General features: G+C 66.7%; 30 protein-coding genes, 1 pseudogene and 1 riboswitch. Of the genes and pseudogenes, 6 read left to right on the plus strand and 25 right to left on the minus strand.

Annotated features, from left to right (window positions below; all coding sequences use genetic code 11):
* Nucleotides 1–20: 20 nt before the first annotated feature.
* A pseudogene (locus tag ACN0T5_RS06090) lies at nt 21–224 on the minus strand (LysE family transporter); the annotation flags it as partial.
* Between the two features lie 27 nt (nt 225–251).
* Nucleotides 252–878: a pyridoxamine 5'-phosphate oxidase family protein gene (locus ACN0T5_RS06095; protein ID WP_417767733.1), complete on the minus strand. Its 627-nt coding sequence runs from the start codon at nt 876–878 to the stop codon at nt 252–254.
* Between the two features lie 167 nt (nt 879–1045).
* Here ACN0T5_RS06095 and ACN0T5_RS06100 point away from each other — a divergent pair, with 167 nt between their 5' ends.
* Both ACN0T5_RS06100 and ACN0T5_RS06105 read left to right on the plus strand, forming a co-directional pair.
* Nucleotides 1046–1984 (plus strand): LysR substrate-binding domain-containing protein, encoded by a 939-nt coding sequence (locus ACN0T5_RS06100; protein ID WP_417767734.1) that lies wholly within the window; start codon nt 1046–1048, stop codon nt 1982–1984.
* Nucleotides 1985–2052: 68 nt separating this feature from the next.
* Entirely contained in the window at nt 2053–2520 is a 468-nt protein-coding gene (locus ACN0T5_RS06105) for an Rrf2 family transcriptional regulator (RefSeq protein ID WP_417767735.1), read from the plus strand.
* A gap of 164 nt (nt 2521–2684) precedes the next feature.
* Here ACN0T5_RS06105 and ACN0T5_RS06110 read toward each other — a convergent pair whose 3' ends face one another.
* The 8 genes from ACN0T5_RS06110 to kynU all read right to left on the minus strand — a co-directional run bounded on the left by ACN0T5_RS06110 (nt 2685) and on the right by kynU (nt 10270).
* Nucleotides 2685–3884: an ABC transporter substrate-binding protein gene (locus ACN0T5_RS06110; protein WP_417767736.1), complete on the minus strand. Its 1200-nt coding sequence runs from the start codon at nt 3882–3884 to the stop codon at nt 2685–2687.
* Between the two features lie 158 nt (nt 3885–4042).
* Entirely contained in the window at nt 4043–5023 is a 981-nt protein-coding gene (locus ACN0T5_RS06115) for a branched-chain amino acid ABC transporter permease (RefSeq protein WP_417767737.1), read from the minus strand.
* A gap of 15 nt (nt 5024–5038) precedes the next feature.
* Nucleotides 5039–5911, minus strand: coding sequence for a branched-chain amino acid ABC transporter permease (locus ACN0T5_RS06120; protein WP_417767738.1), 873 nt, complete (start codon nt 5909–5911; stop codon nt 5039–5041).
* Nucleotides 5912–5916: 5 nt separating this feature from the next.
* A complete protein-coding gene (locus tag ACN0T5_RS06125; protein ID WP_417767739.1) occupies nt 5917–6624 on the minus strand; it encodes an ABC transporter ATP-binding protein in 708 nt (235 codons plus the stop codon).
* Nucleotides 6621–7391, minus strand: coding sequence for an ABC transporter ATP-binding protein (locus tag ACN0T5_RS06130; RefSeq protein WP_417767781.1), 771 nt, complete (start codon nt 7389–7391; stop codon nt 6621–6623). The genes ACN0T5_RS06125 and ACN0T5_RS06130 overlap by 4 nt, the downstream gene beginning before the upstream one ends.
* 85 nt (nt 7392–7476) lie before the next feature.
* Nucleotides 7477–8103: an arylformamidase gene (gene kynB, locus ACN0T5_RS06135; protein ID WP_417767740.1), complete on the minus strand. Its 627-nt coding sequence runs from the start codon at nt 8101–8103 to the stop codon at nt 7477–7479.
* A gap of 59 nt (nt 8104–8162) precedes the next feature.
* Nucleotides 8163–9038, minus strand: coding sequence for a tryptophan 2,3-dioxygenase (gene kynA, locus ACN0T5_RS06140; RefSeq protein WP_417767741.1), 876 nt, complete (start codon nt 9036–9038; stop codon nt 8163–8165).
* Nucleotides 9035–10270: a kynureninase gene (gene kynU, locus ACN0T5_RS06145; RefSeq protein ID WP_417767742.1), complete on the minus strand. Its 1236-nt coding sequence runs from the start codon at nt 10268–10270 to the stop codon at nt 9035–9037. Before kynU ends, kynA begins: the two co-directional genes overlap by 4 nt.
* A gap of 172 nt (nt 10271–10442) precedes the next feature.
* Here kynU and ACN0T5_RS06150 point away from each other — a divergent pair, with 172 nt between their 5' ends.
* Together ACN0T5_RS06150 and ACN0T5_RS06155 are read left to right on the plus strand one after the other, a co-directional pair.
* The gene (locus tag ACN0T5_RS06150; protein WP_417767743.1) at nt 10443–11150 is read left to right on the plus strand and encodes a GntR family transcriptional regulator; all 708 of its coding nucleotides are present in this window, start codon (nt 10443–10445) and stop codon (nt 11148–11150) included.
* Between the two features lie 128 nt (nt 11151–11278).
* The gene (locus tag ACN0T5_RS06155; RefSeq protein ID WP_417767744.1) at nt 11279–12661 is read left to right on the plus strand and encodes an L-serine ammonia-lyase; all 1383 of its coding nucleotides are present in this window, start codon (nt 11279–11281) and stop codon (nt 12659–12661) included.
* 48 nt (nt 12662–12709) lie between these two features.
* On the opposite strand, the gene ACN0T5_RS06160 is transcribed toward ACN0T5_RS06155, so the two are convergent.
* Entirely contained in the window at nt 12710–14056 is a 1347-nt protein-coding gene (locus ACN0T5_RS06160; protein WP_417767745.1) for an NAD(P)H-dependent oxidoreductase, read from the minus strand.
* Between the two features lie 94 nt (nt 14057–14150).
* Here ACN0T5_RS06160 and ACN0T5_RS06165 point away from each other — a divergent pair, with 94 nt between their 5' ends.
* The gene (locus ACN0T5_RS06165; RefSeq protein WP_417767746.1) at nt 14151–14813 is read left to right on the plus strand and encodes a thiamine diphosphokinase; all 663 of its coding nucleotides are present in this window, start codon (nt 14151–14153) and stop codon (nt 14811–14813) included.
* Between the two features lie 21 nt (nt 14814–14834).
* Here the strand turns inward: ACN0T5_RS06165 and ACN0T5_RS06170 are convergent, their stop codons facing one another.
* The 9 genes from ACN0T5_RS06170 to thiD are packed head-to-tail and all read right to left on the minus strand — an operon-like array spanning nt 14835 to nt 21566.
* Complete coding sequence (locus tag ACN0T5_RS06170) at nt 14835–15611, minus strand: ABC transporter permease (RefSeq protein ID WP_417767747.1); 777 nt, start codon at nt 15609–15611, stop codon at nt 14835–14837.
* Nucleotides 15608–16336 (minus strand): ABC transporter ATP-binding protein, encoded by a 729-nt coding sequence (locus tag ACN0T5_RS06175; protein WP_417767748.1) that lies wholly within the window; start codon nt 16334–16336, stop codon nt 15608–15610. The genes ACN0T5_RS06170 and ACN0T5_RS06175 overlap by 4 nt, the downstream gene beginning before the upstream one ends.
* The gene (gene tenA / locus ACN0T5_RS06180) at nt 16333–17070 is read right to left on the minus strand and encodes a thiaminase II (protein ID WP_417767749.1); all 738 of its coding nucleotides are present in this window, start codon (nt 17068–17070) and stop codon (nt 16333–16335) included. The genes ACN0T5_RS06175 and tenA overlap by 4 nt, the downstream gene beginning before the upstream one ends.
* A gap of 45 nt (nt 17071–17115) precedes the next feature.
* Nucleotides 17116–18063 (minus strand): ABC transporter substrate-binding protein, encoded by a 948-nt coding sequence (locus ACN0T5_RS06185; RefSeq protein WP_417767750.1) that lies wholly within the window; start codon nt 18061–18063, stop codon nt 17116–17118.
* A 57-nt stretch (nt 18064–18120) separates the two neighbouring features.
* Nucleotides 18121–18747: a thiamine phosphate synthase gene (locus ACN0T5_RS06190; RefSeq protein ID WP_417767751.1), complete on the minus strand. Its 627-nt coding sequence runs from the start codon at nt 18745–18747 to the stop codon at nt 18121–18123.
* Complete coding sequence (locus ACN0T5_RS06195) at nt 18744–19517, minus strand: thiazole synthase (protein WP_417767752.1); 774 nt, start codon at nt 19515–19517, stop codon at nt 18744–18746. The genes ACN0T5_RS06190 and ACN0T5_RS06195 overlap by 4 nt, the downstream gene beginning before the upstream one ends.
* Nucleotides 19518–19520: 3 nt before the next feature.
* The gene (thiS, locus tag ACN0T5_RS06200) at nt 19521–19718 is read right to left on the minus strand and encodes a sulfur carrier protein ThiS (protein ID WP_417767753.1); all 198 of its coding nucleotides are present in this window, start codon (nt 19716–19718) and stop codon (nt 19521–19523) included.
* Nucleotides 19687–20697 carry a glycine oxidase ThiO gene (thiO, locus tag ACN0T5_RS06205; protein WP_417767754.1) on the minus strand — a complete coding sequence of 337 codons (1011 nt, stop codon included), beginning with the start codon at nt 20695–20697 and terminating at the stop codon, nt 19687–19689. Before thiO ends, thiS begins: the two co-directional genes overlap by 32 nt.
* The gene (thiD, locus tag ACN0T5_RS06210) at nt 20694–21566 is read right to left on the minus strand and encodes a bifunctional hydroxymethylpyrimidine kinase/phosphomethylpyrimidine kinase (protein WP_417767755.1); all 873 of its coding nucleotides are present in this window, start codon (nt 21564–21566) and stop codon (nt 20694–20696) included. The genes thiO and thiD overlap by 4 nt, the downstream gene beginning before the upstream one ends.
* Nucleotides 21567–21718: 152 nt before the next feature.
* A riboswitch (TPP riboswitch) is annotated at nt 21719–21824 on the minus strand.
* Between the two features lie 211 nt (nt 21825–22035).
* On the opposite strand from thiD, the gene ACN0T5_RS06215 reads away from it, so the two are divergent.
* Nucleotides 22036–22584 (plus strand): YybH family protein, encoded by a 549-nt coding sequence (locus ACN0T5_RS06215; protein ID WP_417767756.1) that lies wholly within the window; start codon nt 22036–22038, stop codon nt 22582–22584.
* Nucleotides 22585–22596: 12 nt separating this feature from the next.
* Here the strand turns inward: ACN0T5_RS06215 and ACN0T5_RS06220 are convergent, their stop codons facing one another.
* From ACN0T5_RS06220 to ACN0T5_RS06240, 5 genes are all read right to left on the minus strand, one after another.
* Nucleotides 22597–23109, minus strand: coding sequence for a hypothetical protein (locus tag ACN0T5_RS06220; protein WP_417767757.1), 513 nt, complete (start codon nt 23107–23109; stop codon nt 22597–22599).
* 126 nt (nt 23110–23235) lie between these two features.
* A complete protein-coding gene (locus tag ACN0T5_RS06225; protein ID WP_417767758.1) occupies nt 23236–23961 on the minus strand; it encodes an amino acid ABC transporter ATP-binding protein in 726 nt (241 codons plus the stop codon).
* The gene (locus ACN0T5_RS06230) at nt 23939–24598 is read right to left on the minus strand and encodes an amino acid ABC transporter permease (RefSeq protein WP_417767759.1); all 660 of its coding nucleotides are present in this window, start codon (nt 24596–24598) and stop codon (nt 23939–23941) included. The genes ACN0T5_RS06225 and ACN0T5_RS06230 overlap by 23 nt, the downstream gene beginning before the upstream one ends.
* A 3-nt stretch (nt 24599–24601) precedes the next feature.
* Nucleotides 24602–25270 (minus strand): amino acid ABC transporter permease, encoded by a 669-nt coding sequence (locus ACN0T5_RS06235; protein ID WP_417767760.1) that lies wholly within the window; start codon nt 25268–25270, stop codon nt 24602–24604.
* Between the two features lie 25 nt (nt 25271–25295).
* Nucleotides 25296–26087 carry a transporter substrate-binding domain-containing protein gene (locus tag ACN0T5_RS06240; protein ID WP_417767761.1) on the minus strand — a complete coding sequence of 264 codons (792 nt, stop codon included), beginning with the start codon at nt 26085–26087 and terminating at the stop codon, nt 25296–25298.
* Nucleotides 26088–26118: the final 31 nt, after the last annotated feature.

Genomic DNA, 26118 nt, shown 5'->3' on the forward strand with positions numbered 1-26118 from the left:
GACGATAGGCGGCGAGCGATGCCGCGCGAACGCAGCAGCATCACGCCGAGAAAGGCGAGATAGGCGACGCCCAGCCATTTCACCACCTGGAACCAGAACTCGGAGGCGGCAAGCAGCGCGCCCAACCCGAGGGCGACCGCGCCAACGAGCACGAGGTCCGACACAAACGCCCCGGCCATGCCGTAAAGCGCCCGGCCGAGACCGAAGCGAGAGCCGTTGGCAAGCGAACAGGCGAGGATACAACCCGCCCGTCACTCCACTCCGGCCGCCGCCTTCAGGCGCGCATTCTCCAGCGCGAGCCGCTCGATCTCGGCACGCAGCGGCGCCAGATGCGGCTCCAGTTCATCCAGGGTGAAGCGTCGCGGAATATGCGAGGGGCAGTTCCAGTCGAAGGCCTCGACCGTGATCACCACGGCGCGCTCCGGCAGGGCGCGGTACCCGGGCTCGGCAAGACGGGCGATCAGCGCCGGATCGTCCGCCTTCTCGATGACACGGGCACGCCCCCACAGCTTCAGCCGCCCGCGGTTCGGATAGTCCATCAGGATCAGCGACACGCGGTCATTCTCGGCAAGATTGCCGACACTCAGATATTGCCGGTTGCCGCGGAAGTCCGCATAGGCCAGCGTCCGTTCGTCGAGCACCTTGAGAAAACCCCGAGGTCCCCCGCGAAACTGCACATAGGGCCAGCCGGTTTCCGAGACGCTCGCCTGGTAGAACCCGTCTCGCAGCGCGATGAACGCCGCCTCGGCCTCGCCGATACGGTCGCGGGCTTCCGCACCCGGTTCCAGGAACGGATCATAGGCGGCACTCGATCCCTCCTGCTTCTGAAGGGCGCGCACAGTCGGCGTGAAGGCGATTTCGGCAAAGGCACGGGCCATGACATCCACTCCTTTCGCGCAATGCATGAAACACCGTGGGAACCAATACCCCACCGCCGCCGGCCAGCCACCGACGCGCGCATTGCCGCGTTTGAAACAATATGGCTTATGCTGATTGACGAGATAATTCTCGAATACTGAACTACTTTGTTTCATTATACGCAATCATGGATCGTTTCAGCGAAATGCAAGCCTTCGTCGCGGTGGCCGAACGCGGTGCGTTCAATGCCGCCGCACGCGCTCTCAACCGCTCGCCGGCCGCGGTTACCCGGCTGATCGCGAGCCTCGAGGCGCGTCTCGATGCGCGGCTCTTCCTGCGCTCCACCCGTGCCATCGCCCTTACCGAGGCGGGCGAGCGCTTCCTGGTCGAGGCACGGCAGGTGCTTGCCGCCCTCGCGGAGGCGGAGGAAACGGCCAGCGGCGTTCATGGCACGCCGCGCGGCACGCTGCGGATCACGGCGCCGGTGCTGTTCGGCGAGATGCTGCTTGCGCCGGTCTTGCGCGACTTCCTCGACGCAAACCGCGAGGTCGCGGCCGAGTTGATGCTGCTCGACCGGGTCGTCGACCTTGTCGAGGAAGGCTTCGACATCGCTCTGCGCATCGGCGAGTTGCAGGGCGCCAGCCTGATGGCCCGGCGCATCGGCACGCTGCGTCTCGTCACCGTCGCCTCACCTGCCTATCTTGCCCGCGCCGGCACGCCGGAAACCCCGGAAGCGCTTCGGGACCATCGCCTGGTCGCGGCACGGGGCCTGGGCGACGGCGACTGGACGTTCCGGAACGGGGAGCGGAGCTTCGTCCATGCCCGTTCTCCGGCCCTCAGCGTCAACACGGTGCGGGCCGCGATCGATGCCGCGGTCGCCGGCTTCGGTATTACCCGGGCCCTGTCCTACCAGGTGCAGCCGGCCCTGGCCCGGGGAAGCCTTGCCGAAATCCTCACCCCCTTCGAGACGTCCCGCATACCGGTCCATCTCGTGCATCCGCACGGGCGCCGCGTTCCGGCACGGGTTCGCGCGTTCCTCGACTTCGCCGCCGACGCCCTTGGACAACAGGCAGCCATTGTCAGGCAGCCTTTTTCCGCAGGGGAACAAACCCTGACAAAAACTTGACCGACAGAGGAAGGTTTTAGCGCGCTTTCCCGTTGACGCGGGTCGTGCAGCGCCTCATATCTATCAGCATGCGCCTGACTCAGCAGACCAACTATGCCGTCCGCACGCTCATCTACTGTGCGGCCAATCCCGGTTCCCCAAGCCGTGTCGCGGATATCGCGGCCAGCTTCGAGATGTCCGAGACCCATCTCTTCAAGATCCTCAAGGTTCTTGTCGATGCAGGCTTCGTGCGCACCCTGCGCGGACGCAATGGCGGCATCATGCTGGCTCGCCCGGCCGAGGAGATCACGGTCGGAGCTGCAGTGCGCGCCGCCGAAGAGAGCTTCCTCCTGGCGGAGTGCTTTGAATCCGGTCGCAAGGACTGCCCGCTGATCACCTCCTGCGGCTTCAACGGCCTGCTTCACGAGGCGCTCGAGGCGTTCATGAGCGTGCTCGATGCGCACACGATCGCCGAACTTGCCGAGGATCGCACGGAGATCCGCTTCCTGCTGAACATGGACCCCGCCGACAGTTCGGTCCAGTTGCAGCGCGCCTGACCTTCCCTCACCGAAGACCTGCCACGAGCGTCGCCGGGTTCCGGCCGGCGGCGGATTGGCGTGCGCCCTGTGCTGCGGCACATGCCGGCCAAACGCAAAACGGCGACACCGGAGGGTGCCGCCGCTTGCCTTGAAGGTTCCGGGGCCGTTTCCGGTCCCCTCCCTTACTTCATCTCGGCAACGACCTCGAACCCGTCGCCCGTCACCTTGAACAGCGCGTAGGCACCCGGCACGTCGCCGTTGGCGTCGAAGTTGTGATCGCCCGCAGCGCCCTTGTAGTCGATGGCCTTGCCGGCCGCGATCAGCTCCTTCGCCTTGGCCCACTCGCCGGGACGAATCGGCTCGCCCTCGCCGCTGGAGATCTCGCGCAGGGACGCCGCAACCTTTGTCTTGTCACCGCCGGCCTTCTCGATGGCCAGCGCGAGCATGAAGGTCGCATCGTAGGACGTGGTCACGAAGATCGCGCTCGGATCGCCGCCGACATCGGAAAAGGCCTTGCTGAACAGTTCCAGCGCATCCGACTTCTCACCGACAGGGGCGGATGCGAGGAAGGTCGCCAGGTTCTCGGCACCCAGTTCCTTGATCGGTGCATCCGACTTCATGCCGTCGGCACCAATGAAGTTCTCGAAGAAGCCGTTCTCGAGCGACTGGCGCAGCATGGTCAGGCCCGATCCGTCGCCATAGTCGAGGATGACGAGCGTGTCGGCGCCACCCGATGCGAGTTCCGCAAGGTTCGAGCGATAGGAAGCCTTCTCGCCCTCATGCGCGGCAAAGCCCGCGATCTCGCCGCCCTTCTCCTCGAACTCGGCGCGGAAGGCATCCGCCAGGCCCTTGCCGTAGTCGTTGTTGAGATAGGCGACGGCAACCTTCTTGGTGCCGCGCTCGAGCAGCGTGCGCGCCAGCGCCCGGCCCTGGTAGTCGTCGGAGGACACGGTGCGGAACACGGTGTCATTGTCCTTGAGCGAGGTGATCTCGGGCGAGGTGCCGGACGGCGTGACGATGGTGATACCGGCGGGGATGGTGACCGAGTTGGCGGCCGCAAGCACCGAACCCGAGCAATGCGGACCGACGATCGCCACCACACCCTCGATGTTCACGGCCTTGGTGGCCGCATCGGTGCCGTTCTGCGGGTTGCAGGCGCTGTCGCCCACGACGCCGACAAGCGTCTCGCCGGCCAGGATGCCGCCGGCCTCGTTAACCTGCTGGATCGCCAGTTTGGCGCTGTCGATCATCGCCGGTGCCATCGCTGCGATGGGGCCGGTGACGCCGCCGAGCAGGCCGATCTTGACATCCGCATGAGCGGGCGCCGCCAGGACGGTCGCGCCGAGAAGCGCCGCCACGGCGGCGATACGGAACTTTTGCATGAAAAACCTCCACATTGTCGTTTTCCGGCCGGGCGCGCGATGGCCGGCCGTTTCCTTTGCAGCGGGAGCATGTCGTGCCGCCCGCTTCGCGGATCCGGCCGCAGGCCGGAGCCGGTCGTGGCGGCAGTTTCAACCGAAACGCGCTGCCGCCACAAGCCTCAATCCGCCGCTCCGGGCGAAGGTGTCGCGGCAGGCGCCTTCCGCGCGCGCGCATCGCCTTGCGGCTCCGGCAAGAGCCCCTCTGGCCGGAAGCGGAGAACCAGTTGCAGCATCAGCCCGATCAGGAAGACGCGCAGGTATTTTGCCTTGACCGCATACTCGTGCGGCAACTGGTCGGTGACGATTTCCGACATCGACCAGATGATCCAGACCACGGCAACGCCCAGGATGGCGCCGCGATTGTTGCCCGAACCGCCAAGGATGAGCATGATCCAGACAAGGAAGGTCGCGACCATCGGATCTATCGCTTCCGGCGTGATCGTCCGGTTGAAATGGGCAAAGAGCGCGCCCCCAAGCCCCATCAGAGCGGATCCGAAGATGAACGCCTCCAGCCGCCGATAGGGCACGTCCTTGCCCATGGCGCGCGCCGCGTCCTCGTTGTCGCGGATCGCCCGCATCATCCGGCCCCAGGGCGAGGCGAACTGCCGCTCGACCAGCAGGTAGACGGCAAGCAGCACGCCGGCAACAACCGCCAGATAGGCCAGCTGCGACATCAGGTAGGCAAGGTCGCCGAAGGGACGCGGAATGTCGGTGATGCCACGCGCGGCATTGGTCAGCCAGCCTTCGGACTTGATCACCAGACGGATGATCTCGGCGACACCGATCGTCGCGATGGCCAGGTAATCGGAGCGCAGGCGCAGGCAGATCTTGCCAATCGGCCAGGCGATCAGCCCGGCTGCCAGCATCGCGCCGAGCCAGCCGAGCGGCACCGGCAGGTCGAAGCCGCCGATCCGCCCGTCCGCTGCCGGCGAGGTGAGGATCGCGGACGTATAGGCACCGACCGCGAAGAACCCGGCAATGCCGGCATTGAACAGGCCGGTGAAACCCCACTGGATGTTGAGGCCGAGCGCCAGCAGCGCGTAGATGCAGATGAAGATCGCCATGAAGACGGCGTAGTTGAGGAAGCCGAACCATTCCATTCGAGCCGTCCCTCCCTAAAGTACCTTGCCCTTGAGCAGCCCGGTCGGGCGCACAAGCAGCATGAGCAACAGGATGGCGAAGGCCGTCGCGGCCTTGTATTCGGTCGGCAGGAAGAGCGTCGACATCTCCTCCGCGATGCCGACGATCAACCCGCCGAGAACCGCGCCCTCGATGCGCCCGACACCGCCCAGGATCGCCGCCGCGAACATCGGCAGCAGCATCGTCCAGCCCATCATCGCCTTGAGCTCGTAGTTCAGGCCGAGAAACACGCCGGCAGCGGCGCACAGCCCGCCGACGATCAGCCATGTCAGCATCACCACCTTGCGATTGTCGACGCCGGAGAGAAGCGCAAGATCGGGATTGTCGGACATCGCGCGCATCGCCTTGCCCCACTTGCTGCGCTTCAAGAAGACCTGAAGCGCAAGCACCAGCGCCGCCATGGCAAGCACCGTGATGATCTCGCGGTCGCGCAAACGGATGCCGAACCAGTTTTCCGGGCGCACGATGCCGCGTGAATAGGTTTCGGAATCGACGCCCCAAACGACCTGGACAATGGAGCGGACCATCAGCGCCACGCCAAGCGAGGCCATCACGGTGACGATCTTCGGCCGTTCGCGCAGATAGGCGTAGAAGGTCTTGTCGATGCCGACCGAAACGACGGCGGTCATGAGCATCGCGATCGGCAGCGCCACATAGGGGGACACGCCGAGGATCGTGACCGCTCCGAGCGCCAGGAAGGCGCCGAGCGTCGCCAGGTCGCCATGCGCCAGATGCGCATAGCGCAAGATGGCGAAGACCAGCGTGATGCCGACGGCGCCGAGCGCATAGATGGAGCCGACGACAATGCCCGGCACCAGATAGAAGTTGACGATTTCCAGAGCACCCATCGCGCTCATCCTCCGAGGAACATGGCGGCGACTTCGCGGTCGGCCAGCAGTTCGGCGCCGGTGCCTTCGTGCCGATTGGCGCCCGAGGCCAGCACATAGCCGCGATCGGCAAAGGCAAGCGCCTGCTTGGCGTGCTGCTCGACAAGCAGGATGGTGACGCCGGTGTCGCGCACGTCGCGGCAGATCTGGAAGATCTGCTCCATGTATTTCGGCGAGAGGCCCGCGGTCGGCTCGTCCAGCAACAGCAGCTTCGGCTCCAGCATCAGGGCGCGGCCCATGGCCACCATCTGGCGCTGACCGCCGGACAGGTTGCCTGCGAGCGCCCGGCGACGTTCCTTCAGGTCCGGAAAGAGGCTGTAGACCCGGTCATAGGCGGCCGAAAGATCGCCCGAGCGCAGGAAGGCACCCATCTCCAGGTTCTCGTGCACCGTCATCTCGCGGAACACGTTGTCGACCTGCGGCACATAGCAGACGCCCGCCTCGACGATGCGGTTGGGCTCCAGCCCCGTGATGTCGCGGCCGTCGACGGCAATCGTGCCCCCGCGCACGTTGAGCAGGCCGAAGATCGCCTTCATCGCCGTCGACTTGCCGGCACCGTTCGGCCCGACGATGGCGACGATCTCGGTTTTCCCGGCGCGCATGGTCACGCCCTGCAGGATGTCGGCCTCGCCATAACCGCCGACCACCTGGCGCATTTCCAGCATATCGCTCATGCGGCGTCTCCGACGGTCTCGCCCAGATAGGCCTCGAGCACGCGCGGGTCGGAGCGGACCGTGGCGAAGTCGCCCTGGATCAGCACACGTCCTTCGGCCATGCAGATCACCGGATCGCAGAGCTTCTCGATCATCTCCATGTCATGCTCGATCAGGATGAAGGTGTAGCCCCGTTCCCTGTTGAGGATCGCGATCTTCTCCTCCAGCTTCCTGAGCAGCGTCCGGTTGACGCCGGCGGCCGGCTCGTCGAGCAGCACGAGCTTTGCATCCGTCATCATCGTGCGGCCAAGTTCGAGCAGCTTCTTCTGACCGCCGGACAGGTTGCCGGCACGCTCTCCGGCGACATGGGAGAGTTCGAGGAAAGCGAGCGTTTCAAGTGCCCGGCGGCGCACCTCCGCCTCACCCGCGCGCACGCGGCTCCAGGCAAACCAGTTGGCGGCGAGGCCCTCGCCGGCCTGCGCCGGCGGCACCATCATCAGGTTTTCGAGCGCGGTGAGACGGTGGAACTCGTGCGGGATCTGGAAGGTTCGCACCAGCCCGCGATGAAACCGCCGGTCGGTGGACAGGCCGGTGATGTCCTTGCCCAGATACCGGATGCGCCCGGCGGTCGGCGGAAAGGCCCCGGCGATCAGGTTGAACAGCGTCGTCTTGCCGGCGCCGTTCGGACCGATCAGGCCGGTGATCGTCCCCTCGCTCACGCTCAGAGAACACCCGTCGACAGCGCGAAACCCGCCATAGGTCATGACGAGCCCGTCGACCTCCAGCATCTTGTCCTGCCCGCTCATCAGTTCCTCGCCCTTGCCGCTGCGGCCTTCAGCGTGCCGCCTTCGTATTCGAATGAGGTGCGCCACCTCACAGGCGGCGCAACACCGCCCTGACGGGCGCTGCGTCGAGCCCTTCTAGCTTCAATGGCGGCGCGATCAACTCATAATCCCCGAAATCCGCCCGCGAGAGCGCCAGATTCTCCAGAATACGCATGTCGTGGCGACGCACCGCCATGTGGGCCGGCAGGTCCTTGGAGGTTTCCGGGTCGACGGACGGAACATCGACACCGACAAGCCGCACGCCGCGGGCGGCAAGCAGCTCGACCGTCTCGGGCGCCAGAGCGCGGAAACCCTCCGGCCATACCTCAGGGTCGAGTTCTTCGGCAAGCCTCAGCAGGACACGCGGCGGCGTGCCCTCCAGCGCGGGCGCGATCTCCTGCGGCAGCACCAGCGGGCCGGGCCCGCGTGCATCGATCAGCCGGGCCGGACCGATATAGTCCTCCAGCGCCAACGCATCGATGGTCGCCCCGCTCGCATCGTAGTGGGACGGCGCGTCGGCATGGGCGCCGCAATGGGTGGAGAGCGAAACGGAGGTGACGTTGACCGGGCAGCCGGGACCGATCGCGAAGGTCTGGCTGACCGCATAGGGCGCGTCACCGGGAAAGACTGCGGCGCCGACGCGCAAGGGCGGCGTGATGTCGATCAACCTTGCCATGGCAGGCCCCTCCCAAGGCCGTACGGCGTATGCGGAAAGCGGTCTCGCGATCCGCCTCGTCACATGTCGGCGCGAATTTCCCAGAGTTCCGGGAAGAGAACGACTTCCAGCATGCGACGCAGGTAATGCACGCCGGACGTACCGCCGGTGCCGCGCTTGAAGCCGATGATGCGTTCCACGGTCGTCACGTGGTTGAAGCGCCAGCGACGGAAATAGTCCTCGAAATCGACCAGCTTCTCGGCAAGGTCGTAGAGCGGCCAGTATCTGTGCGGATCGCGATAGACTTCGAGCCAGGCCTGATGAACGCTGTCGTTGCGCTGGTAGGGCTGCGACACGTCGCGTGCCAGATGCTCCGCGTCGATGGAAAGGCCCGAGCGCGCCAGCAGGCGGGTTGCCTCGTCATAGATGCTGGTATCGCGGCGGATCTGGTCGAGCCAGTGATGCAGGCGCGGCACATGCGCGTGCGGACGCATCATCGCGGCGTTCTTGTTGCCGGCCAGATACTCGATTGCCCGGTACTGGTGCGACTGGAAGCCGGAAGACTGGCCGAGCTCGCTTCGGAACTCGGTGTATTCCGAGGGCGTCATCGTGCGCAGAACCTGCCAGGCGCCGGTCAGCTGCTCGAAGATGCGCGACATGCGGGTCAGCATCTTGAAGGCCGGCTGCAGGTCGCCGGCGGCGATCTTCGCCTTGGCCGCGGACAGCTCGTGAATGGCGAGCTTCATCCAGAGTTCCGACGTCTGATGCTGGATGATGAACAGCATCTCGTCATGGGCTTCCGACAACGGGTTCTGCGCCGTCAGGATGCGGCTGAGGCGCAGATAGTCGCCATAGGACATGCGGCCGTCAAAGGCCATCTCCGCCCCGTCCTCGGCCGGATCGAACGGCTCCGACGCGTAGGGCGAAAGGTTCTCTCCCTCCTCGCCGGCGCTCATGTGACCTTGGCCCGCTTGTGGAACTCGGGGCGGTCCCAGGCGCGCGTCGCGACGATCTCCTCGAGAATGTCGCAGGCGGCGATCACGTCGGCATGGGACAGATAGAGCGGCGTGAAGCCGAAGCGGACGATGTCGGGCGCGCGGAAGTCGCCGATCACGCCGCGCGCGATCAAGGCTTGCATCAATGCGTAGCCATGCTCGAAGCGGAACGAGACCTGACTGCCGCGCACGTGCGGATCGCGCGGGCTTGCCAGCACGAGGTCCGGGCAACGTCGCTCGACCTCGTCGCGGAACAATTCGCTCAAGGAGATCGACTTGGTTCTCAGCACCTGCATGTCGACGCCGTCGAATGCACCGAGCGCCGCTTCCAGCGCGATCAGCGACAGGATCGGCGGCGTGCCGACGCGCATCCGGCCGATGCCCGTATCGGGGCGGAAGTCGAGATCGAAGGCAAACGGCGCCTCATGCCCCATCCAGCCGGTCAGCGGCGGCCTCACCTTGTCGAGATGGCGGGCGGCAACATAGAGGAAGGCCGGAGCGCCTGGGCCGCCATTGAGATATTTGTAGCCGCAGCCGACGGCGAAATCGGCCCCGGCAGCGTCGAGTTCCACCGGCAGGGCACCGGCAGAATGGGCCAGGTCCCAGATCGTGAGCGCGCCGGCCGCATGGGCCCTTGCCGTCAGGCCGGCCATATCGTGCAGGCGGCCGGTCTTGTAGTCGACCTGGGTGAGCATCACGACGGCGACGCTCTCGTCGATCGCACCCTCGACCGCTTCCGGATCGACGATCTTCAGCTCATGCCCCTGCCCCAGCAGGTCGCGCAGGCCCTGCGCCATGTAGAGGTCGGTCGGGAAGTTGCCGTTGTCGGAGAGGATCACCTTGCGTTCGGGGCGCATCGACAGCGCCGCGGCCAGCACCTTGAAGACATTGACGGAGGTGCTGTCGCTCGCCGTCACCGTGCCCGGTGCCGCGCCGACGATCCTTGCGATCCGGTCGCCGATGCGCTGCGGCAGGTCGATCCAGCCATGGGCATTCCAGGCGCGGATCAGGCTTTCGCCCCACTCCTTCCCGACCGCCTCGGCCAGCCGCGCGGGCACGGCCTTCGGCAGCACGCCGAGCGAGTTTCCATCGAGATAGATCACGCCTTCGGGAATGATGAAGAGATCGCGCCGTGCCTTCAGCGGATCTTCGCGGTCGAGGGTGTCGATGTCGACCCCGGTCCTTGTCAGCATCGGGCCTGTCCTTGCCACACATTGACGGGCGCGAGAGGGCAAGCCGCCCGCATCTGATGATCGTGCCGGCACGGTAGCAGGGTGGACGGAAGGGCTCAACAATTATATATAATCGTGTCCGTTATATTTTCCAATGCCCGGCAAACCTGCCGGCGTCCAGCACCGGGCCACGATGGCAAAGAGCAGCGAAGCCTATGAGCGGCTGAAATCGGACATCCTGCGCGCCGTCATCGTGCCGGGCACGCCACTGGTGGTCGCCGGACTGAAGGAGCGCTACGGTCTCGGCTGGACCCCCTTGCGCGAAGCCTTGTCCAGGCTCGAAGTCGAAGGGCTTGTGGTCCTTGAGCACAATCGCGGCTACCGGGTCGCCCCTGTCTCGGCCAGCGCGATCCGCGACCTGCAGCTTGCCCGCCGCACGGTGGAGGAGACCTTGCTGCGCCGCTCCATCGAGAGCGGCGACGGCGACTGGGAAGCGGGCATCGTCGCCGAACATCACCGGCTGTCGCGCACCCCCTCACCCGCGCCGGGCATCGACGAGGCCGGCATGGCGCTTTGGGAGGAGCGGCATGACGCATTCCACACCGCCCTTCTGGCGGCGGGGCGCTCGGAGAACCTGACGCGCTTCCAGCGCCAGATCACCGAGCAGTTGCAACGCCATCACCGCCACATGCTGTTCGATCCGGCGGCGCGCCAGGAACCCGATCCCCGGGCACAGCCCTCGTTCGGCGACCTGGTCGAGCGCACGCTCGGCCTTGCCCATCATACCGAGTTGATGGAGGCGGCTCTTGCCCGCGACACGGAGCGGGCCGTGGCGCTGCTTGTCGAGCACATCGGCTTTTCGCTTGCCGTCTACGCCTTCCTGTGGCCGCTCGAAGCCTGAAAACGACAGCGACTTTCCCGTTTCCGCCACACCGTGCGGCAGCGGGTGACACAGGATGAATTGCAACGCATGATCCGGCCGAAAGGGTGCGCCAGACACCCGTATCGCGGCCGGGCCGGGAGGGTCACGTGTTCATCAGCGTCTTCGATATCTTCAAGATCGGCATCGGGCCGTCGTCCTCGCACACGATGGGGCCGATGGTGGCGGCCGGCCGGTTCCTGCAAGGCCTTCGCGAGACCGGCGTGAAGCCGGCGCGCATCGCGGTGTCGCTGCACGGCTCGCTCGCCTTCACCGGCAAGGGCCATGCCAGCGACCGCGCCATCTGTCTGGGCCTTCTCGGTCATGACCCGGCAACCATCAATCCCGACTGCGTCGATGACGAAATGGAGCGCCTTGCCAACGACAAGCGCATCGCCGTCGAGAGCGTCGGGCACCTTGCCTTCGACCCCGATGCGGATCTCGTCTTCGACTACGGCCCGCCACTGCCCGGTCATGCCAATGGCATGATCTTTCGCGCAATCGGCGCGGATGGCGAAACGGTTTCCGAGGAAACACTCTATTCCGTCGGCGGCGGCTTCGTCGTCAGCGCGGAAGAACTCGCCAATCGCGACGAACCGCTTGCGACCAATGTCGAGGAAGGCGTGCCGCACCCGTTCAAGTCGGCGTCCGAAATGCTGGCGATGGGCCGCGAAAGCGGTCTGACGATCGCCGCGATGAAGCGCGCCAACGAGGAAGCGCGCGCACCGGGCGAGGATCTCGATGCCGGCCTCGACCGCATCTGGGAGGCAATGAATGCCTGCCTGGAGCGGGGGCTTGCTCATGAGGGTACGCTGCCCGGCGGGCTCAAGGTCAAGCGGCGGGCCCACCAGATCCATCGCAAGCTTGTCGGGGAAACGGGGCAGAACCGCCCGTTCCAGCACACGGTGATGGACTGGCTCAGCGTCTATGCGATGGCGGTCAACGAGGAGAACGCCGCCGGAGGAACCCTCGTCACGGCGCCGACCAACGGGGCGGCGGGCGTCGTGCCGGCGGTGCTGCGCTACTATCTCGACCATTGCCCGGACTGCTCGCAGGCGGGCATTCGCAACTTCCTGCTTGTGGCGGCCGCCATCGGCGGCATCATCAAGGCCAACGCCTCGATCTCCGGTGCCGAGGTCGGCTGCCAGGGCGAGGTCGGCTCCGCCTCTGCAATGGCCGCCGCCGGACTGTGCGCCGCGCTTGGCGGCAGCAACGAGCAGGTCGAAAACGCCGCCGAAATCGCCCTGGAACACCATCTCGGCATGACCTGCGACCCGATCGGCGGACTTGTCCAGGTGCCCTGCATCGAGCGCAACGCGCTCGGCGCCGTCAAGGCGGTGACCGCCGCATCGCTGGCGCTCAGGGGCGACGGCAGCCATTTCGTGCCGCTCGACAATTGCATCGAGACGATGCGTCAGACCGGCCTCGACATGACCGACAAGTACAAGGAAACCTCCAAGGGCGGACTTGCCGTCAACGTCGTGGCCTGCTGAGGCCCGGCCGCCAGGGGCGGCCGGGCTCGAGCGCACCGGCGGGCCGGATCAGGTCGCCGGAATGAAGGCTTCTTCCATCTCGCGGCGGATGCGCACAGCCGTCTGCGTCGTGTCGATGGCAACGTCGTCCCAGGCTAGCATCGCCCCTTCCGCCACATCGCGCACCAGCTTCACGTGGGTGGCAAGGCCGAGCGGCAGCAGGCCTGCACGCACCGAGGCCTCGGCCGGCTGCTGCTTGCCCCAGACCGTCGCCCCGCCTTCGCCGTCGAGCATCTCGCCGGCCTTCAGATCGCGCTTGGCCGTCGCCACCACATCGGCGACGAAGCCGCGCGGCGCGCCCGTCGGTTCCTTGCGCAGGACCGCGGAGGCGACCGACAGTCCGAGTTCCATGCCGATCATGTGGGTCGGCCGGTAGAGCGCGGCGAAGCGTCCCGTCTCGTCCTCGAGCATGTGATATTCGCGGAAGCACTGGCGGGCGTAATCCGTCTCGCCTTCGATCACCACGAAGGTGCCCATGGCGAGGTGATGCGGGATGTCGGCGCCCTCGCGGGTCAGCGAGGAGACGACCTCGATCGTGCCGGTGATCGGCAGGGTGCCGCCCGCGTCCTTCGGCCTCAGCACCGTGGACAGCTCGAAGCGGCTTGCCGGGGGGAAAGACAGCCCGTCCGGTTGCGGCAAGAGGCCGGTCGCATTGCAGACCGCCGTCATCTCGATGCCGGACTTGGTGCCGTCCAGGAACGAGTTGAACATCTTCGGATTGATCAGGCTGCGATCGGTGATGCCGAGATACTGGACCAGCACGTCCCAGACGGTGTCCGGGGTCAGTTGGTGATAGGTGGGCAGATAGCGGGTGCCCTTGCCGGCGCACACGACCTTGAAACCGCAGGCACGCGCCCAGTCGACATGCTCGCAGATCAGCGCCGGCTGGTCGCCCCAGGCCAGCGAATAGACAACGCCTGCCTGCTCCGCCCTGCGCGCCAGCAGCGGCCCGGCCAGCACATCCGCCTCGACATTGACCATGACGACATGCTTGCCGGCCTCGATCACGGCAAGCGCGTGGCGAATACCGACCGACGGGTCGCCGGTCGCCTCGATCACCACCTCGACGCGCTCGTCGCCCAGCACTGCGGCAAGGTCGTCGGTGACGAAGGTCGACCCGGTCGAGACAGCATCGTCCAGCGAGCTTGCCGCCGACTGCTCTTCCGGCCAGCCGCAGGTGGCAAGTGTCGAGCGTGCCCGCCCCGGGTCCAGATCGACGATCGCCGTGATGTGCACGCCGACAGTCAGGCGCGCCTGCGTCAGGTACATGGAGCCGAACTTGCCGGCACCGATGAGTGCGACGCGAAGCGGCCGCCCGGACTGCGCGCGATGGGCGAGCATGTGAGACAGATTCATGAAGTCCTCCCCTTTTGCGCGAGCATGGCCGGGAAAAAGCCGATATTACAAGGCTGATTTCGTAATATCTCATATCGCACGGGAGGCATGCCCGATGACCGGAACGACGCCGTTCCTGATCCTGCTTGGCGGCGATCTTACCCCGACGCCGCGTATCCGGCGGCAGATCGCGGGCGTACGCACGGTCGCCGCCGATGGCGGCATGCGTCATGCCGGGGTTCTCGGTGTCGAGCCGGAACTGTGGGTCGGCGACTTCGATTCCAGCCCCGGTGCCCTGGCCGACGACTGGTCCCATGTGGCGCGGCAAAGCCATCCCCCCGCCAAGGACGCCACCGACGGGACGCTTGCGGCGGACGCCGCGGTGGCGCGGGGGGCGGACCGGCTTGTCATCGCCGGCGCGCTTGGCGGCGAGCGTTCCGATCACGCCTTTCAGAACATCCTGCACGGCGCCGCGCTGAGATCGCGCGGGCTGCCGGTGCTGCTCACCAGCGGCCACGAGGAAGCCTGGCCGCTGGTGCCGGGCGAACAGGCGCTCGACCTGCCGGCCGGGTCGCTCTTCTCCGTCCTCGCCCTCACCGACCTCACCGCGCTGACGCTGGAAGGTGTCGCCTGGCCGCTTCTTGACCGCGATGTGCCGATGGGCGGATCGCTGACACTCTCCAACCGGGTGGCGCAAGGCGCGGGCGGCATCCGCGTCCGTCTGGGCGGCGGCAGGGCCGTGCTGATGTCACGACCCTACGACCTTGAAAAGGCCTGACCCTCCATCCCCGAAGGGGTGTCAGATCGTGTCCGTGCTTTCCCGCGACCAGCTCGTCATGCGTCTTGTGAGGACGGAGACGACGGCGTAAAGCGCCACGGCGAACGCCGCCAGCACGAAGAGGCTGGCGAACATCAGGTCGGTCTTGGCACGTCCATTGGCGAGCAGCATCAGGTAGCCGAGCCCCTTGGAGGCACCGACCCATTCGCCGATCACCGCGCCGATGGGCGCATAGACGGCGGCGAGCCGGAGGCCCGAGCCGAAAGCCGGCAATCCGGCGGGAAGCCGCAGGAAGAGCAGCGTGCGTGCCGGCGTTGCCCCCATGGTGCGGGCAAGGTCGACGAGCCCCGGATCGGTTCGCCGCAACCCGTCATAGAAGGTCGAGACCACCGGGAAATAGATGATCAAAAGGGCCATGGCGATCTTCGAGGCCATGCCGTAGCCAAGCCAAAGTGTCAGGATCGGCGCCAGTGCGAAGACCGGCACCGCCTGACTGAAGACCATGATCGGCAGGGCAATGCGGCGCGCGGCCGGCGACACCATCAGATGCAGGGCCGTCGCGGCGCCGAGAGCCGCGCCGAATACGAGCCCGATCAGCACCTCGGCAATGGTGATGAGCGCATGGTCGGCGATCAGCCCGATATTGGCGACGAGCGTCGTCGCCACCCGCCAGGGCCCGGGCAGGATGAAGGCCGGCACGCCGGTCGCCCAGACGATGCCCTGCCACAGGGCAAGTGCCACGCCGGCGGCGATCAACGCATCGCGCGAGCGGGTCAGGAAGCGCGCTGTCGTGCTCATGCCGGCATCCCCCTGAGCGCCCGGAAAAGGCGTGCCTGCATCGCCAGGGTTTCCTCGGCATCGACCGCCCGGATGGGAGGCACGGCCGGCGCTTCGATACCGTCAAGCCTTTGTTCTGAAAGAATGAATATGTGATCTCCGAGGCGCACCGCTTCGGCCGGATCATGTGTGACGAGAAGCACGGTGCGCCCTTTCAGGGTTTCGAAGGCAAGCTCCTGCATCTCGGCTCTCGTGCGCGCATCAAGCGCTGCGAAGGGTTCGTCGAGCAGCACGATCGGACGGTCTTCCATCAGGACGCGGGCGAGCGCCACCCGCTGGCGCATGCCGCCGGAAAGGCTCGCAGGGCGCTTTTCCGCGTGCTCGGAAAGGCCGACCTGCTCGATCAGGGTGCGGGCGCGCTCGCGGTCCGGCGCCTCGCCGCGAAGGCGCGCGCCGAGGGTCACGTTGCCGAAGACGTCGAGCCAGGGGGCGAGCAGGTCGCTTTGCGCCATGAAGGCGATGCGTCCGGCAACGGGTGTGCCGTCGCTCGCCGCGATCTCGCCCGAAAAGCTGCCGCCGGTGTCGAGGCCGGCGAAAAGCCGCAGGATCGTCGACTTGCCGACGCCGGACGGCCCGAGCAGGCAGGACCAGCCGCCGGCCGCCACCGTGAAGTGAAGACCGGAGAAAAGCGGCCGCCCGGCATGGTGGAAGTCGCCGGAAAGCCGGATTTCAGGTGCCGTGGTCACGCGGCGCTCTCCGGGAGCGTGCCGCCGCGCAAGCCCATGTCCCAGAAGCCTATTTCCAGCTCCGTCGCAGTGCGGAAGCGCTTCGAGAGAAACGCCCAGCGCGGCACGGAGGCAGGGTCGGGCCCGAGCCTTGAGGCGGCCGTTTCCTCAAGCAGGCTCGCGACCCGCCGGCAGACATCCTGGTAGTCCTTGCCCGAATAGGTGTCGATCCACGCGCGGTAGGGCGTATCGGGCGAGGCCTCGCGGGCAAGCCTTGCGCCGATCACGCCATAGCCGAGCGCGCAGGGCGCAAGGGCCGCGACGAGATCGAGGAAATCACCGGTGAGGCCCGATTCGAGCACATAGCGGGTGTAGGCGAGATTTTCCCGCTCCTCGGCAGCGCTCTCAAGGTCCCGTTCGCTGATGCCGGCCTCGGCGCAGACGCCGACATGCAGCGCCAGTTCGGTGTTGAGCAGCGCATCGACCGTGCCGGCGGCAAAACGCGCCTCGGCCGGCGTTTCCGACTTGACCACGGCCAGCGCCCAGGCGCGGGCATAGTGATGCAGGAAGACATAGTCCTGCACCAGGTAATGCAGGAAATTTTCCCGCTGCAAGCTGCCATCCGCCAGACCCGCCACGAAGGCGTGGTTCGTATAGGCAGCCCATGCGGGGCCCGCTTCCGCCCGCAGGCGGGCGAAGACCGGCGAACCGAAATCCGTTTCGCCGTCAAATCCCTTGTGTTCCATGGCGGTCATCACCGTCCCTCCTCGAATTGCGTCACGCCGGCCTGCGACCGCGCCTTACTGCGCGGTCACGTCGACGGCGATGTCGGAGACCGGACGCACCGTCTCGATCAGGCCGTTCTCCTTCAGAAAGGTCTCGAAGCGGGCATAGCGGCCATGATCGAGGGCGGCGGGACGCAGCGCGAAGCGGCGGATCGTGTCGGCCCAGGAGCGCTTGTTGAGTTCGTCGTCGAGCTCCGGCGCGGTGCCGGCATAGACGCGGAAACTCTCGTCCGGGTGGTTGACGATATACTGGGTGGCACGCTCGGTCGCCTCGAGGAAACGGGTGATCCTGTCCACGTCCATGGTCTGCGGATTGGCGACATAGATCAGCTCGTCATAGGGGGGGACACCCTCCTCCTCGATGAAGAAGCAGCGGCCCTTGACGCCCTCGATTTCCATCTGGTGCAACTCGACATTGCGATAGGCGCCGATTACCGCATCGACCTGGCCAGACATGACGGAAGGGGCGAGCGACCAGTTGACATTGACCATCTCGACATCGTCGATCGTCAGCCCGTGACGACCGAGCAGCGCCTTGACCTGGGCGCTTTCGACACCCGAAACCGAGTAACCGATCTTGCGGCCCTTCAGGTCGGCGATCGTCTTGATCGGGCCATCGTCCTTTACCATCAGGCAGTTAAGCGGCGTGGCGACAAGCGTCCCGACGCGCTTCAAGGGCAGTCCCTCGGCCACCTGGAGATGGATCTGCGGCTGGTAGGAAATGGCAAGGTCCGCCTTGCCGGCGGCCACCATCTTCGGCGGGGCGGACGGATCCGCGGGGGCGATGATCTCGACGTCGAGGCCGGCGTCGGCGAAGTAGCCCTTCTCCCTGGCGATGATGACGGGACCGTGGTCCGGGTTCACATACCAGTCGAGCAGCAGGGTCATCTTGTCGGCGGCAAGCGCGGGAGAAGCCATCGCAATGGCGGCTACGAGTGCGACTATTCGGATCATTCTGGACAACTCCGGTGCAGGATTTTCGAAAAATTGATCGGATTTTGCTCGATATTGCACGTTGCGTTATTCGTGCGGACGGGTGGCGGCGAGCCATTCCCGCACCCGCCCCTCGGGATCGGCGTTGAGCGTGATGTCGGTGACGGCGGAGACGATGTCGGCGCCGTTTTCGAAAGCGCCGGACGCGCGCTCGACGCTCATGCCGCCGATGGCGACAAGCGGGATCTCGCCGATGCGCTTCTTCCAGATGCCGATCCGCTCAAGTCCCTGCGGCGCCCATTTCATCTTCTTCAGGATGGTGGGGTAGACGGGACCCAGCGCGATGTAGTCGGGACGGGCGGCAAGCGCCGTGTCGAGTTCGGCGTCGTCATGGGTGGAGAGACCGAGCTTGAGGCCGGCGGCGCGGATTGCGCCGAGATCGGCCTCGGCCAGGTCCTCCTGGCCAAGATGGACGAAGCGGCAACCTTCCGAAATGGCGATCCGCCAGTGGTCGTTGACGACCAGCATGCAGCCATGGGCAAGGCAGGTTGCTTCTGCCGCGCGGATCTCGGCGACAAGTTCGGCCTCGGACTTGTCCTTGACGCGCAGCTGAACGAGCTTGACGCCAAGCGGCACCAGCCGGTCGATCCAGGCGGCGCTGTCGAAGATCGGGTAGAAGGGGTCGAGCCTTGCGGCACGCGTCGTCGCGGTCATTCGAGGAAGGCCTTTCCGAGAACGGGGGTGGAGGGGGCGGCCATGTCGCGCGGCTCCATCGCGCCGGCCTCAAAGCCGATGCGACCGGCCTCGACGGCGCGGGCGAAAGCATCGGCCATGCGCACGGGATCGCCGGCCCTGGCGACGGCGGTGTTGAGGAGCACCGCGTCATAGCCGAGCTCCATGGCAGCTGCCGCATGCGAGGGCAGGCCGAGGCCTGCATCGACGATCAGCGGCACATCCGGGAAATGGGCGCGCAGCGAGCGCAGGCCGTAAACATTGTTGAGGCCGCGGGCCGAGCCGATCGGCGCGCCCCAGGGCATCAGCACCTCGCAGCCGGCCTCGATGAGGCGGGTCGCGACACCGAGATCCTCGGTGCAGTAGGGAAACACCTGGAAGCCCTCACCGGTCAGGATGCGCGCCGCCTCGACGAGACCGAAGACATCGGGGGCCAGCGTCTCGGCATCGTTGATCACCTCGAGCTTGATCCAGGGCGTGCCGAAAACCTCGCGCGCCATCTTCGCCGTGGTCACCGCCTCCTTGACCGAATGGCAGCCGGCGGTGTTGGGCAGGACGCGGACACCGAGGTCGCGGATGAAGGACCAGAACTGCTGGCCGGCGCCGCCGGACCCGGCCTCGCGCCGCAGCGAGACGGTGACGATGCCGCAGCGGGACGCGCGCACCGCATCGGCCATGATCGCCGGCGACGGGTAGAGCGCGGTGCCGAGCAGCAACCGGCTTTCGACCGCTTCTCCATAGAGCGTCAGCATAACTCAGCCTCCCTGCATGGGAGCAAGTATCTCGACCCGGTCGCCATCGCGGACATCCGTCGCCGCGCGGTCCTCGGCCGGCACAAAGTCTCCGTTGACGGCGGTGGCGACGATGGCATCGCCGTAGTCGAGCGCATCGAGCAGGGCCGCGAGCGAGCCGGGCGCGATGTCAAGCGGAGCGCCGTTGACTGTTATGGCCATGAAAGAACTCCGGTTCGGTTTCAGGTTCGAGCAGAAGCCCGGCCACCTGCAGGGCAAGGGCGGGCGCGAGCAGGTAGCCGTGGCGATAGGTGCCGTTGGCGCGCAGGATGCGGCCCTCGTGCAGGAGCCTCGGCAGGTTGTCGGGAAAGGCGGGACGGGCATCGACGCCGGTCTCCAGGATCTCCGCCTCGGCAAATGCCGGGTTGAGCGTATAGGCGGCGCCGAGCAGCTCCATCATGGAGCGGGCGGTGATGCGCCAGCGCTCGCCGCTTTCGATCATGGTCGCGCCGACCATGAAGACGCCTTGTCCACGCGGCACCACATAAAGCGGAATGCGCGGATGCAGCAGGCGGACCGGGCGCGAGAGCGAAATGTCGGGAGCGCGCAGCACCAGCATCTCGCCCTTGACGCCGCGCAGCTCCGGCAGGTCGTCCCGCGCGCCGAGACCCCGGCAGTCGATGACCTTGTCGCCAGGAGCGTCCTGCGGCGACACTTCCGTGCCGAAGCGCAGTTCGGCGCCCAGCCCTTCCAGCCGGGCGACAAGGTCGGCAAGTGCCCGGCGCGGCTCGAGATGGCCTTCGCCGGCAAAGAACAGTCCCTGGCGGAAGCGGCCTTCCAGATCCGGCTCCAGCGCTGCGATGCGTTCGGCATCGACCGCCTCATGGCACTCGGTCATCCGGGCGAAACGGCGCAGGTCCGCCGCATCGCGCGGCGTCGCGACAACAAGGCTGCCGTTGAGCACGACGCCGCCAACGCGCTCCGACCACCAGGAAATGGCATCGCGGCCGAGCCGCACCACCGGCTCCTCGGCACTTTCCCCCTCGCACCAGGGCGCGAGCATGCCGCCGGCCCACCAGGAGCAGGAGGCGGGGCCCGGTGCCTCGGCACGCTCGTAAAGCGTCACCTCAAGCCCGCGTTCGGCAAGAACCGTCGCAACGCAAAGCCCGACAACGCCGCCGCCGATGACGGAGACCTTCATCGCAGGCCCTCCCACAGCCGGTGGAAGTGATGGACGGGACCATGCCCGGAGCCGACGGCAAGCCGGTCGGCGGCGCGGATCGCACCATGCAGCCAGTCATGCGCCTGGCCGACTGCCCGTGACAGCGAAAGGCCGCTGGCAAGGCCGGCGGCAATCGCCGAGGAGAGCGTGCAGCCGGTGCCGTGGGTGTTGCGGGTGTCGAGCCTGTCAGCCGTGAAGGCAAGGGCCGGCTGGCCGGCCACAAGCAGAAGGTCGGTGCAGACCTCCCCTTCCGCGTGGCCGCCCTTCATCAGGACGGCGGCCGGACCGAGCGCAAGAAGCGCCCTGCCCTGGCGTTCGACTTCCTCCGGATCGCCCGCCGGGGCGCAGTCGAGCAGGGCGGCGGCCTCCGGCAGGTTCGGCGTGATCACGGTCGCGCGCGGCAGGAGCCGTTCCTTCAGTGCCGCGATCGCCTCGTCGCGCAAAAGCTTGGCGCCGGACTTGGCGACGATGACCGGGTCGAGCACAACGGGGCCGGCGTAGCCGTGCAGCGCGCGCGCCACGCTCTCGACGATCTCAGGCGAGGAGAGCATGCCGATCTTGATCGCGGCAACATCGAGATCGCCGAGCACGGCGGCGATCTGACCCTCGACCACATCGAGCGGAATGTCGTGGATATGGGTCACGGTACGGGTGTTCTGCGCGGTCACGGCAGTGATGACGCTGGCGCCATAGACGCCGAGCGCCGAAAAGGTCTTCAGGTCCGCCTGGATACCGGCGCCGCCGCCGCTGTCGGAACCGGCAATCGTAAGCGCGATGGCGGGGGCCTCGCCCCGGCCGGTTGCCGTTCCTGTCGTCGATCCCGGCGCTGCTGCAATCCTGTCTGCCACGGCCTGTCCATCTCCCCGGGCGCCATGTCGGGCGCGCGTTTTGCGGACGCGGACAAGCGCCCGCGAACATGCGGATCCAGGACGTGAGGAGCAGGAAACGGATGGCCGGACTTGCGGCTGTAGCCCGCTGCGCGCTTCCAGGGGGAAACTTTCGGGCCTTCGCATTCGTTCCCTACGCCGGCATGACCCGGATCAGGTTCAGTGGGTTGACGCATCGCGCGCCTCTCAGCCTGACCACAGGCACCCCAACGAATTTGGCGGCACGATAGGAGCAAGTCCGGCAGGCGTCAAGACGGGCATCAAGGCGGGCATCAAGGCGGGCATCAAGGCGGGCGGCACGGGAAAGGCCCCCCCTGCCCTGAAGGCCTGTTCGCCGCCCCGCCCCCGGGCTAGGATGTGGACTCATAATTGTGCCGGAAACGGCGTCAGGCAGGGCCATGCAGGCCGGCACCATGAACGAGGAGGCAGCATGCCCGGCAGCGCAGTATCCGAGAACCCGGGCCGCCCCGCCCCGGACGCATCGTCCGCATCGTCGACGCCCGCCGTCACACGGTTGCGGCGTGCGGCAGTGACCCCGGTCCTCGCCGTGCTGGCCATGCTGGCGAGCGTGTTTTCCGGGGCAGGTCCGGCGGCGGCCGAAGGGCTGGCAACGCCCGCCGACGCGGTGCAGCGGTTCGTCGCGGCAACAGCTGCCGGCGATGCCGACGCGATTGCCGCCATGTATGACCCGAAGGCGCTGTTCATCGCTCCCGGGAACGCGCCGATTGCCGGCCGCGACGCCATCCGGGCCGTTTTCCAGCGGAACTTCTCGCTTGGCCGCAACCGCATCGTCTTCACCAAGGTGCAGACCGAAACGGGCGCCGACCGGGCCGCCACCTACTGGGAATGGTCGGCACAGATCGACGGACAGGGCGGCACGCAAACCCGGCTGAACGGGCGCTCGCTGGTCTATTTCACCCGGCGGGACGAAGGCTGGCTGATCAGCGCCGACATGATGCACGTCTCCCGCGCCCAATAGGGCGGGAGGGCGTCAGCCGGCCGGCGCCTGCGGCCGGGCGCGGCCGCCGGACAGAAACCAGCGCAGGACACGGACCCAGAACGACCAGCGGCGGACCGTCGGCGGCAGGCCGAGCTCTGTCTCGGCGCGGGTCAGCGCATCCTCGACAAGGGCGTCATGCAAGGGACGGAAGGCGAGCGGCCAGGACAGGCGCGCCGCCCCGGAGACCGTCATTTCCAGCCGGTGGCGCAACAGGCTCCGGCCGCCGCCAAGCGGCTCGATCTCGAGCCCGTGGCCGCCGGCAAAGCCGGCGGGGCGCAGGAAGGCGAACCAGACGGACCGGCCCGGCCGGTACGCCTCGACCCGGTAGCCGATCGGGCCGTGACCGCCGCTGGCACCGACCTGCAAGGGACGGTCAAAGGCCATTTCCGGCCCGGCGCCGGCCGGCCCGAGCCGGGCGCCCCGGGGCGACAGCGGGGCGGGCTGCGCGCCGAGCGCTTCCGGGTCCGGCGCCGAGGTCCCCTCGGGGGTATTGACGACCCGCATCCGCCTCTCCCTGCCCGTCCGAGGCACCAGAATGCGCGCGGCGCAGGCCGCCCGCAACCGGACGGGGAGCGGCGCGTCGTCGCAACCCTGCAAGCGGATGTCTGCCGGCGGGCCGTGCTCAAGGCCTCACTGCAGGCCGATGAACTGACGCAATTCCGGCGTTGCGGGCGCCGTGAAGACGTCTTCCGGAGGGCCGATCTCGTGGACACGGCCTTCATGCATGAAGACGACACGTGAGCAGACCTCGCGCGCGAACCGCATCTCGTGAGTGACCATCAGCAGCGTCATGCCGTCGGCAGCCAGTTCCTTGACCACCGCCAGCACCTCGGCGACAAGTTCCGGATCCAGCGCCGACGTGACCTCGTCGCACAGAAGCGCGATCGGCTCCATCGCCAGCGCCCGGGCAATCGCCACACGCTGTTGCTGGCCACCCGAAAGCTGGTCGGGAAAGGCGTCGAACTTGTGGGCCAGGCCGACACGTTCCAGCATCCGCCGCGCCATGGCCTCCGCCTCGGCCTTCGGCTTCTTCTTCACCACCATTTGCGACAGCATGACGTTGCCGCCGGCGCTCAGGTGCGGAAACAGGTTGAACTGCTGAAAGATCATGCCGACCTTGAGCCGCAACGCCTTCAGATGGACCTCGCTCGGCAGGAGCTGCGCTCCGGCGACGACGATCGAGCCGCCGTCAATGCTCTCAAGCCCGTTGATACAGCGCAGCAAGGTCGACTTGCCGGAGCCCGACTTGCCGATGATGGCGATGACCTCGCCCGGCGCGACATCAAGCGTGATGCCCTTCAGCACCTCGTTGTCGCCGAAGCGCTTCTTCACCTCAGTGATCGCGATGAGCGACATTGAGCTTCTTCTCCAGGATCTGGCTGGACTTCGACAATGGCCAGCACAGCGCGAAATAGATCAGCGCCACCAGGCCATAGACAGTGAAAGGCTGGAAAGTGGCGTTGGTGACGACGGACCCGGCCTTCGACAACTCGACAAAGCCGATGATCGAGGTGAGCGCGGTGCCCTTGACCACCTGGACGGAGAAGCCGACCGTTGGCGGAATGGCGACCTTCAGCGCCTGCGGCAGGATCACCCAGCGCATCTGCTGCACATAGCCCATGCCGAGCGAGGACGAGGCTTCCCACTGGCCCCGGGGAACCGCGTCCACGCAGCCGCGCCAGATCTCGGCCAGGAACGCCGCGGTCCACAGCACCAGCGCCACACCGGCGGCAAGCCAGGCCGGCACGTCGATGCCGAGAAGGCCGAGACCGAAAAAGGCGAGAAACAGCTGCATCAAGAGCGGCGTGCCCTGGAAAAGCTCGACATAGCCCTTGGAAAACACGCGGGCGGCGGTGCCGCCCCCGATCCTGAGAAACAGCAGCAACGCACCGACGATGCCGCCCCCGAGGAACGAGACCAGGGACAATGCGATGGTCCAGCGGGTCGCCAGCAGCAGATTGCGCAGGATGTCCCAGAGGGTGAACTCGACCATGGCTCAGGCCTTCCTCGCGGGAAACAGCGCGTAACCGAGAATGTACAGGACCTGACGCAGGGCGATGGCGAGCAGAAGATAGATCAGGGTCGAGACGAAATAGGTCTCGAAGGCCCGGAAGTTGCGCGACTGGATGAAATTGGCGGCGAAGGTGAGATCTTCCGCCGCGATCTGCGAGACCACCGCCGAACCCAGCATGACGATGATGATCTGCGAGGAGAGCGCCGGCCATATGCGCTGCAAGGCCGGGATCAGCACCACGTGACGGAAGGTCTGGAACGGTGTCATCGCGAGGCTTGCGCCGGCCTCGAACTGGCCGCGCGGCGTGGCCTGGATGCCGGCGCGGACGATTTCGCAGCTATAGGCGCCGAGATTGACGATCATCGCCAGACTGGCGGCGGCCAGTTCCGACATCTGCAGGCCGAGCGAAGGCAGGCCGAAGAAGATGAAGAACAGCTGGATCAGGAAGGGCGTGTTGCGGACGAGCTCGACATAGCCGGCGACAACCGGCCGAAGCCAGCCAGGGCCGAGCGCCCGCACCCAGGCGCAGGCGATCCCGAGCGCGACACCCGCAACAGCCCCGACGAAAATGAGCTGCAGCGTGATGCCGATGCCCTTGAGGAGCACCGGCATATACGGCAGGAGCCAGCTGAAATCGAACTGGTAGGTCACCGGAGCGCCCGCCCGCTGGCGACCGTCACATGCTCGCCGGCAGGTCGAGCTTGAGCCAGGTCTGGGAGATCGCGTTGAGGCTGCCGTCGGCCTTGGCGGCGGCGATGATCTCGTTGACCTTCGCCAAGAGGGCCGGCTCGTTCTTGTTCATGCCGATGTAGCACGGCGAATTCTTGATCAGGAACTTCATCTCCGGGCGCTTGGGCGGGTTCTTCTCCAGGATCGCGGCGGCGACGACATTGCCGGTTGCGATGACCTCGACCTGGCCCGACAGGAAGGCGGAGATGGTGCCGTTGTTGTCCTCGTAGCGCTTGATGTCGGTGCCGGCCGGGGCGATCTTGGTCAGCTCCAGGTCCTCGATCGCGCCGCGCGTGACACCGACGGTCTTGCCGTCAAGATCCTCGGCCTTTTCGACCGCCACATCGGCGGGCGCGAAGACGCCGTTGAAGAAGGGCGCATAGGCGTCGGAGAAGTCGATCACGGCCTCACGCTCGGCATTCTTGCCGAGACTGGAGATGACCAGGTCGACCTTGTTGGTCTGCAGGTAGGGAATGCGGTTGGCGCTGGTGACCGGCACGATCTCGACCTTCGCGCCGAGCTTCTCCGCGATCAGCCTGGCCATGTCGATGTCGTAACCGCGCGGGGCCATGTCGGTGCCGACGCTGCCGAAGGGCGGGAAGTCCTGCGGGACGGCGATGCGGACGACGCCGCGCGCCGCGATGTCGGCCAGCGCATCCGCGCGGGCGCCGGTCGTTGCATAGGACGAGAGACCGATGACGGCCGCTCCCAGGAGTGCGATGAAGTTCCTGCGCTGCATGATTTTTCCCCTCTGCCCGTCGCTCATGGCG

The sequence above is a fragment of the Stappia sp. genome (genome assembly GCF_048261845.1).
Lineage (GTDB): Bacteria > Pseudomonadota > Alphaproteobacteria > Rhizobiales > Stappiaceae > Stappia.

Coding starts and splice junctions, on each gene's coding strand:
- ACN0T5_RS06095 (WP_417767733.1), bottom strand. CDS start 878: ATGGCCCGTGCCTTTGCCGAAATCGCCTTCACGCCGACTGTGCGCGCC.
- ACN0T5_RS06100 (WP_417767734.1), top strand. CDS start 1,046: ATGGATCGTTTCAGCGAAATGCAAGCCTTCGTCGCGGTGGCCGAACGC.
- ACN0T5_RS06105 (WP_417767735.1), top strand. CDS start 2,053: ATGCGCCTGACTCAGCAGACCAACTATGCCGTCCGCACGCTCATCTAC.
- ACN0T5_RS06110 (WP_417767736.1), bottom strand. CDS start 3,884: ATGCAAAAGTTCCGTATCGCCGCCGTGGCGGCGCTTCTCGGCGCGACC.
- ACN0T5_RS06115 (WP_417767737.1), bottom strand. CDS start 5,023: ATGGAATGGTTCGGCTTCCTCAACTACGCCGTCTTCATGGCGATCTTC.
- ACN0T5_RS06120 (WP_417767738.1), bottom strand. CDS start 5,911: ATGGGTGCTCTGGAAATCGTCAACTTCTATCTGGTGCCGGGCATTGTC.
- ACN0T5_RS06125 (WP_417767739.1), bottom strand. CDS start 6,624: ATGAGCGATATGCTGGAAATGCGCCAGGTGGTCGGCGGTTATGGCGAG.
- ACN0T5_RS06130 (WP_417767781.1), bottom strand. CDS start 7,391: ATGCTGGAGGTCGACGGGCTCGTCATGACCTATGGCGGGTTTCGCGCT.
- kynB (WP_417767740.1), bottom strand. CDS start 8,103: ATGGCAAGGTTGATCGACATCACGCCGCCCTTGCGCGTCGGCGCCGCA.
- kynA (WP_417767741.1), bottom strand. CDS start 9,038: ATGAGCGCCGGCGAGGAGGGAGAGAACCTTTCGCCCTACGCGTCGGAG.
- kynU (WP_417767742.1), bottom strand. CDS start 10,270: ATGCTGACAAGGACCGGGGTCGACATCGACACCCTCGACCGCGAAGAT.
- ACN0T5_RS06150 (WP_417767743.1), top strand. CDS start 10,443: ATGGCAAAGAGCAGCGAAGCCTATGAGCGGCTGAAATCGGACATCCTG.
- ACN0T5_RS06160 (WP_417767745.1), bottom strand. CDS start 14,056: ATGAATCTGTCTCACATGCTCGCCCATCGCGCGCAGTCCGGGCGGCCG.
- ACN0T5_RS06165 (WP_417767746.1), top strand. CDS start 14,151: ATGACCGGAACGACGCCGTTCCTGATCCTGCTTGGCGGCGATCTTACC.
- ACN0T5_RS06170 (WP_417767747.1), bottom strand. CDS start 15,611: ATGAGCACGACAGCGCGCTTCCTGACCCGCTCGCGCGATGCGTTGATC.
- tenA (WP_417767749.1), bottom strand. CDS start 17,070: ATGACCGCCATGGAACACAAGGGATTTGACGGCGAAACGGATTTCGGT.
- ACN0T5_RS06190 (WP_417767751.1), bottom strand. CDS start 18,747: ATGACCGCGACGACGCGTGCCGCAAGGCTCGACCCCTTCTACCCGATC.
- ACN0T5_RS06195 (WP_417767752.1), bottom strand. CDS start 19,517: ATGCTGACGCTCTATGGAGAAGCGGTCGAAAGCCGGTTGCTGCTCGGC.
- thiS (WP_417767753.1), bottom strand. CDS start 19,718: ATGGCCATAACAGTCAACGGCGCTCCGCTTGACATCGCGCCCGGCTCG.
- thiO (WP_417767754.1), bottom strand. CDS start 20,697: ATGAAGGTCTCCGTCATCGGCGGCGGCGTTGTCGGGCTTTGCGTTGCG.
- ACN0T5_RS06215 (WP_417767756.1), top strand. CDS start 22,036: ATGCCCGGCAGCGCAGTATCCGAGAACCCGGGCCGCCCCGCCCCGGAC.
- ACN0T5_RS06220 (WP_417767757.1), bottom strand. CDS start 23,109: ATGCGGGTCGTCAATACCCCCGAGGGGACCTCGGCGCCGGACCCGGAA.
- ACN0T5_RS06225 (WP_417767758.1), bottom strand. CDS start 23,961: ATGTCGCTCATCGCGATCACTGAGGTGAAGAAGCGCTTCGGCGACAAC.
- ACN0T5_RS06230 (WP_417767759.1), bottom strand. CDS start 24,598: ATGGTCGAGTTCACCCTCTGGGACATCCTGCGCAATCTGCTGCTGGCG.
- ACN0T5_RS06240 (WP_417767761.1), bottom strand. CDS start 26,087: ATGCAGCGCAGGAACTTCATCGCACTCCTGGGAGCGGCCGTCATCGGT.